Source organism: Enterobacter cloacae complex sp. IR5422, from assembly GCF_049238165.1.
Lineage (GTDB): Bacteria > Pseudomonadota > Gammaproteobacteria > Enterobacterales > Enterobacteriaceae > Enterobacter > Enterobacter roggenkampii.
This window is the reverse complement of record NZ_JBMKHT010000088.1, coordinates 1-6669: the sequence shown is the minus strand read 5'-3', so window position 1 is coordinate 6669 and position 6669 is coordinate 1. Positions and strand designations below refer to the sequence as shown.

5 protein-coding genes and 1 rRNA gene are annotated in these 6669 nt (G+C 50.2%); 4 read left to right on the top strand and 2 right to left on the bottom strand.

Annotated features, from left to right (window positions below; translation table 11 throughout):
* The first annotated feature begins 11 nt into the window (after window positions 1–11).
* A 5S ribosomal RNA gene (gene rrf / locus ACOTXT_RS22015) occupies window positions 12–127 on the top strand.
* A gap of 449 nt (window positions 128–576) precedes the next feature.
* On the opposite strand, the gene ACOTXT_RS22010 is transcribed toward rrf, so the two are convergent.
* A protein-coding gene (locus ACOTXT_RS22010; RefSeq protein ID WP_248188595.1) for an IS1 family transposase occupies window positions 577–1256 on the bottom strand; the annotation gives its coding sequence in 2 pieces (ribosomal slippage) (window positions 577–1025 and window positions 1025–1256; 681 coding nt in all).
* A gap of 50 nt (window positions 1257–1306) precedes the next feature.
* On the opposite strand from ACOTXT_RS22010, the gene tnpA reads away from it, so the two are divergent.
* The 3 genes from tnpA to tnpC are packed head-to-tail and all read left to right on the top strand — an operon-like array spanning window position 1307 to window position 3619.
* The gene (gene tnpA, locus ACOTXT_RS22005) at window positions 1307–1687 is read left to right on the top strand and encodes an IS66-like element accessory protein TnpA (RefSeq protein WP_114212950.1); all 381 of its coding nucleotides are present in this window, start codon (window positions 1307–1309) and stop codon (window positions 1685–1687) included.
* Complete coding sequence (gene tnpB / locus ACOTXT_RS22000; protein ID WP_114212947.1) at window positions 1684–2031, top strand: IS66 family insertion sequence element accessory protein TnpB; 348 nt, start codon at window positions 1684–1686, stop codon at window positions 2029–2031. Before tnpA ends, tnpB begins: the two co-directional genes overlap by 4 nt.
* Before the next feature lie 49 nt (window positions 2032–2080).
* On the top strand, window positions 2081–3619 hold the full coding sequence (gene tnpC / locus ACOTXT_RS21995; protein ID WP_114212948.1) for an IS66 family transposase: 1539 nt from the start codon (window positions 2081–2083) through the stop codon (window positions 3617–3619).
* 362 nt (window positions 3620–3981) lie between these two features.
* On the opposite strand, the gene ACOTXT_RS21990 is transcribed toward tnpC, so the two are convergent.
* A partial coding sequence (locus ACOTXT_RS21990) for an autotransporter outer membrane beta-barrel domain-containing protein (protein ID WP_421625454.1) occupies window positions 3982–6669 on the bottom strand: 2688 nt, incomplete at its 5' end.

Sequence of the window (6669 nt, the reverse complement as noted above, 5' to 3'; positions counted from 1 at the left end):
AACAGAATTTGCCTGGCGGCTTTAGCGCGGTGGTCCCACCTGACCCCATGCCGAACTCAGAAGTGAAACGCCGTAGCGCCGATGGTAGTGTGGGGTCTCCCCATGTGAGAGTAGGGAACTGCCAGGCATCAAACAAGAAGAACCCCGTACCGAAAGGTGCGGGGTTTTTTGCTTTGTGCGCCAGAAAACATGCCGGATGACGGCTTCGCCTTATCCGGCCTACAAAACCTGTAGGCCCGGTAAGCGCAGCGCCACCGGGCATGGCAGACCGCACGATCCCACGGTAAAAAGAAGCAAGAATACTAAAGAAGGGATTTATAAACGCAGAAAAGCAAAAACCCAGCCATAGGCTGGGTTCTTTAAATAGTGGTGCCCGGACTCGGAATCGAACCAAGGACACGGGGATTTTCAATCCCTTCAAAAAAGACCAAATGCTCTATCAGCACTAACAGTTTTTTACTGGTTTGCCTTGAGAAAAATGTTTAAGTTTGCTGCAATATGATGTAAGCAATGCTTAAATACGGTGTTTCGAAACTACCATAATCCTACCATCAAATTGCCGGTAATGACTCCAATTTACTGATAGTGTTTTATGTTCAGATAGTGCCCGATGACTTTGTCATGCAGTTCCACTGATTTTGAGAACGACAGGGACTTCCTGCCCAGCCTTGCCAGATGCTGTCTCAGATTCAGGTTGTGTCGCTCAATTCGCTGCGTGTAACGCTTACTGATGACGTGCAGTTTTCCCTTCAGACGTGACTCATACATCGGCCAGCCGTCCGTCATCCATAGCACCACGTCAAAAACTGACAGCAGGTTCAGAAGACGCTCCAGTGTGGCTATAGTGCGTTCACCGAAAACGTGGGCTACCACCGCCCTGCGTATCCTGTCATACGCGTAAAACAGCCAGCGCTGACGTGATTTAGCCCCGACGTAACCCCATTGCTCGTCCATCTCCGCACAGACGATGATGTCACTTCCCGGCTGTATCCGGGAGGTTACTGACTGCGGCCTGAGTTTTTTAAATGGCGCAAAATGGTGTTGAGGCCCACGCCCATTAGTCGTGCGGTGGCACGGCAACCGACGCCGTTCATAGCCATATCAATGATTTTCTGGTGTGTGCCGGGCTGGGATGCGGCATAAGTGAAGGTGAGCTGCCATGTTTTACGGCAGTGAGAGCAGAGATAACGTTGATGCCCGGCAGTACTTTTGCCGTAAGCGTACAGCGTGAGCCGTCTGGTCAGAATCTGACGAATTAGACAAAGTGGTGTCCACCAAATAAGTAGTGGGAACCAAAGTGTCAGATATGCAGAAAAATGTGACTCCCGGCAGACGTAAAGGCTGTCCTAATTATTCTCCAGAATTTAAGCAGCAACTTGTTGCTGCCTCCTGCGAACCAGGAATATCCATTTCAAAACTTGCGCTTGAAAATGGCATTAACGCCAATCTGCTGTTCAAATGGCGCCAACAATGGCGCGAGGGAAAGCTGCTATTACCTTCTTCAGAGAGTCCTCAGCTACTTCCTGTGACTCTCGATGCCGCTGCCGTACAGCCAGAACCGCCCACTGAGAGCCCGGAAGCCCTCAGTATCAGCTGTGAGATAACGTTCAGGCACGGGACGCTCCGCCTCAACGGTACTGTCAGCGAAACGCTTCTGACTCTGCTGATACAGGAACTGAAGCGATGATCCCGTTACCTTCCGGGACCAAAATCTGGCTGGTTGCCGGTACCACTGATATGAGAAATGGCTTCAACGGTCTTGCCGCAAAAGTACAGACGGCGCTGAAAGACGATCCGATGTCCGGCCACGTCTTCATCTTCCGGGGTCGCAGCGGCAACCAGATCAAACTGCTGTGGTCCACCGGCGACGGGCTGTGCCTGCTGACCAAACGGCTGGAACGTGGTCGCTTCGCCTGGCCCTCTGCCCGTGATGGCAAAGTATTTCTGACCCCGGCACAGCTGGCGATGCTGATGGAAGGCATCGACTGGCGACAACCTAAACGGTTGCTGACATCTCTGACCATGTTGTAGGCCTCTTTATCCTGGTTGTTGCTGAATAAGCCTGGTAAAATATGGGCTTATGAACGACACCTCTTCTGACGAAATCCTTCTGCTGAAACAGCGGCTTGCCGAACAGGAAGCGCTGAACCGCGCCCTGCTGGAAAAGCTGGCCGACCGTGAGCGTGAAATAGACCACCTGCAGGCGCAACTGGATAAACTCCGCCGGATGAACTTCGGCAGCCGTTCCGAAAAAGTATCCCGTCGTATCGCACAGATGGAAGCTGACCTGAAGGTGCTTCAGAAAGAAAGCGATACACTGACCGGTCGTGTGGATGACCCGGAAGTGCAGCGCTCGCTGCGTCAGACCCGCACCCGCAGACCGTTCCCCGAATCACTCCCGCGTGATGAAAAGCGTATACTTCCAGCCGAATCCTGTTGCCCGGAGTGCGGTGGTTCGCTGAGTTACCTGGGTGAAGATGCCGCCGAACAGCTGGAGCTGATGCGCAGCGCCTTCCGCGTTATCCGGACAGTACGTGAAAAACATGCCTGTACTCAGTGTGATGCGATAGTGCAGGCAGCCGCGCCTTCACGGCCCATCGAGCGGGGTATCGCCGGCCCGGGGTTGCTGGGCCGTGTGCTGACCTCAAAGTATGCCGAGCACACACCGCTGTACCGCCAGTCTGAAATATACGGCCGCCAGGGCGTGGAGCTGAGTCGCTCACTGCTGTCGGGCTGGGTGGATGCGTGTTGCCGCCTGCTGGCACCGCTGGATGAAGCCCTCCAGCACTATGTCCTGAGCGACGGCAAACTTCATGCCGATGATACGCCCGTCCCGGTACTGTTACCGGGTAATAAAAAGACGAAGACCGGACGGCTGTGGACGTACGTTCGTGATGACCGCAACGCCGGGTCAGCGCGGGCACCGGCTGTGTGGTTCGCTTACAGCCCGGACAGGAAAGGTATCCACCCGCAGAGTCATCTTGCGGACTTCAGCGGCGTGCTGCAGGCGGATGCGTATGCCGGGTTCAACGAGCTGTACCGCAATGGACAGATAACGGAAGCTGCCTGCTGGGCTCACGCCCGCCGCAAGATCCATGATGTGCACGTTCGCACGCCATCAGCGCTGACGGAGGAAGCCCTGAAACGTATCGGCGAACTGTATGCCATCGAGGCTGAAATAAGGGGAATGCCGGCAGAGCAGCGCCTTGGCGAACGTCAGCAGAAAGCGAAACCGCGACTGAAATCCCTGGAAAGCTGGCTGCGTGAAAAGATGAAAACCCTGTCGCGACACTCAGAGCTGGCGAAGGCGTTCACGTACGCACTGAACCAGTGGCCGGCACTGACGTACTATGCAGACGATGGCTGGGCTGAAGCCGATAACAACATCGCTGAAAATGCGTTGCGGATGGTCAGCCTGGGCCGCAAAAACTTCCTGTTCTTCGGCTCTGACCACGGTGGTGAGCGTGGAGCGCTACTGTACAGCCTGATCGGTACATGCAAACTGAACGGCGTGGAGCCAGAGAGGTATCTCCGTCATGTGCTCAACGTAATAGCTGACTGGCCGGTCAATCAGGTCAGCGAACTGTTACCATGGCGCGTAACCCTGCAAACTGAATAACCCGTACCCGTCAATACGGCTCTCGCTGTACGCTTACATACAAAGCAATGCGGCAGGCTTTTGATTCCCTTCCCCTGGAAAAACAGGGCGAGGCCGTCAGGCTGATTGTTGCTGCCCGGGGGCTGGCTTACCAAGATTTCCCGGTAAATCTGAAAAAAGAAATGAGCCGCCTTTTTATCGTGTCCGGAGACGATTTAGACGGCCACCTCTGAGAAGACGTTTATATGGCATGCGATACAAGATCAGATAATGTGCAATCTGATCCTTCAAATCTGTAGCAGTATGATTACTCAACAATACCAGATTTAGATACAGGCTCATTCAATATGTGGAAAGAGATTCCTTTCTCTTTCCACCGATAATTAAAACTTCACGTTGAAGCCGACCATCCCCTGATATGAATTGAAATCATTACTCCCTGTTGCATAAGATACATTGGCCCAAATCCTCGTACTATCGCTGATTGTTGTTTCAATACCAGCTTTCGTTTCAAAAGAATTTTTACCACCAATAGCTGCCGCGCGTTGCCCATCAAGCTCTGGACTCTGTAACCGGCTGAGGTTTCTGTAATTAAGCTCAACATACGGCTGAATGAAGCTCCTGCTTGTATGGGTCATCGTGCTGGCCCGCAGACCCAGACGCGATTCAACAGCATCTTTGTTTCCCTTAATTCTGGTGCCTGTTTTTTCTGTGAAATCATTAGAGGTAACACCTAAATAAGTCACCTGGGCCTGTGGGGTCAGCCAGAAACTGGTTTTCTCATTTTCAGCCACACGCCATGCATAACCAGATTCAAGAGAACCAGTAATGCCACGAAGTTTATAGTCCTCTTTGGCTAACTCATGCCCCGAGACACTGGCATTAAAGTCATTCCAGCGTAACCAGCTGTCGGCATACCACCCTGAATTATCGAGGGCATTCTCAAACCATGTGAGATACATACCAACGCTGTAACCTGAAAGTTTCCCTTTTGACTGGTAACCCGTTACTGAAGAGGTTGTTTTATTGTTGCTGTTACCATATCCAGCCATCAGCCCCAAATGGTATCGCTGTTGGTTAGTCTCCCAACGGGCAATATCACCACCTAATTCAACAGTAGTGTCATAAATTCGAGTATCTAATTGGCCAGAACGATTGCTTTCTGTTCGTTTCCCTGTTGTGCGTAGCCACAGCGATGAAGCCAGCTCATCATCAGCTGTGGTTTTCACTAATCCACTTTCACCTATGCGATCATGCAGGGTCATATTAAACAGATGATTGGAACTCCAGGCATTTGCGGCATAGCTAGCACTTTCCGGGCGTAACACAGGGGTACGGTCACCTCCCTGACCACCCGTCTGGCCTGTTGCACCCGTTGCTCCTGTCTCACCTGTTGCGCCCGTTGCTCCTGTCTCACCTGTTGCGCCCGTTTCGCCTGTTGCTCCTGTCCCGCCCGTTGCCCCAGTTGCCCCCGTCTCGCCTGTTGCGCCCGTTTCGCCAGTTGCCCCCGTTGCGCCCGTCGCTCCAGTTGCACCGGTTTCGCCTGTTGCACCGGTTTCACCTTTCATTGCGAAGCTTTCCAGGTACCAGGATCCATCGTCGCTATGTTTATTCAGAAGGTATTCATAGTTCCCTTTTACAACCCTGCGCTGCAGCAGAAACTCTCCGTCTGATTGACCATTGACCTTTATAAGCTCAAGTGATTCCTGCCCTGTTGGCTTATCCACATTAAGGTTATCAATCCAAACGTAATCGAACCCACGATCAATAGTATTGCCAGTGATGATGACAGTATCCGTATAAGATTTACCATCTCCACCGTTGTTTGAACTTACACCTTCTCCGGTAAGATATGAGTCCATCAGCCATACGTTACGACCCGTCGTAAAATCTCCGTCGATGGTTAATTTATCTCCGGCTACACCATTGGCCATATCTATTTCAGAGTTTTTTGCCAGTACATTCCCTTTAAGGGTAAAATCGGAAACATTATTATTTCCCGTTGAATTTCCTTGATTAACGTCATGCGCAATGAGAGAGGAGTTGTTAAGATTCAGGGTAGTGAACGTTGACTGAGTATCAGTGCCATTTTTGGCCAGTTGCCATACAGCACCTTCATTCAATGTTAAGTCGATTGATGACTGTGTCCCCATTTCGGTAAGTCCCTGAACTTTGCCCTCGCTTACCACCATATCGATATTTGATGCATTACCCACTTGTAATAAAGCACCAGATTTAGCTGCAATCAGCTGAGTTTTGTCACCAGTGAAATTAAATTTCACATCCGCTTGATTGTCAACAATTCTAAGTAGCGATGCAGTTAAACTGTCATCTGAAATTGCGAAATTAGCATTGTTAATATTAGCTGAAATTTCAGTGGTAGAATTTTGAATTGAATTAGTTAAAAAATCATTGCCTACGCGGATTGCTGAGTCTTTAGACCGTACATTAAACTCTTTTGCCTTACCTGCTTCTAATTTTGAACCACCATAGGTTAATACAATTGCTTCACCTAGTGCATCGGATTGATTAATATTGACAATAGAGTTTTCACCAAAGTTGATTTGACCAGCCCCCCAACCGTCACGAATTACATAGAATGACCCCAGTGATCTATTTTTCTTACCGATATGTAAAGCATTACCACCGCCATGTAACGTAATTGATGTATCGCCCTGTAATTCAACAACTGGCATAGTTCTGGATGCCGAATCTTTCCCGGAAACATATACACCATTACCATACGCTGCTGTAATATCAGCATTGTAACTTCCCTTAATAGCAACATGGGCAGTCGGACCAACGCCCGTTTTACTGTTGCCAGTGCCATCATTGTTTTGAATGGCTCTAATCCCCGTTACTGGGTTTTTATTTATTAAATCAGACTTCGTTGCTTTAAACGTATAGTCATTATTTATTTCAACATAATTTGTTTTGCTGTTAGGGAAGTTGCGATTAAGTGGTCCGCAGCTCCCGATATGACGCCCCAAACCGTCCTTTATCGACGTCCTGTGGCTCAATTTTCCAATTTTCAGCCCAAAATCGTCTCTTCGTGGCTGATTTTGGCCCTG

What these genes read in the sequence shown, in the direction of transcription:
- tnpC (WP_114212948.1), top strand. Translation starts at nt 2,081, where the DNA reads ATGAACGACACCTCTTCTGACGAAATCCTTCTGCTGAAACAGCGGCTT.
- tnpB (WP_114212947.1), top strand. Translation starts at nt 1,684, where the DNA reads ATGATCCCGTTACCTTCCGGGACCAAAATCTGGCTGGTTGCCGGTACC.
- tnpA (WP_114212950.1), top strand. Translation starts at nt 1,307, where the DNA reads ATGCAGAAAAATGTGACTCCCGGCAGACGTAAAGGCTGTCCTAATTAT.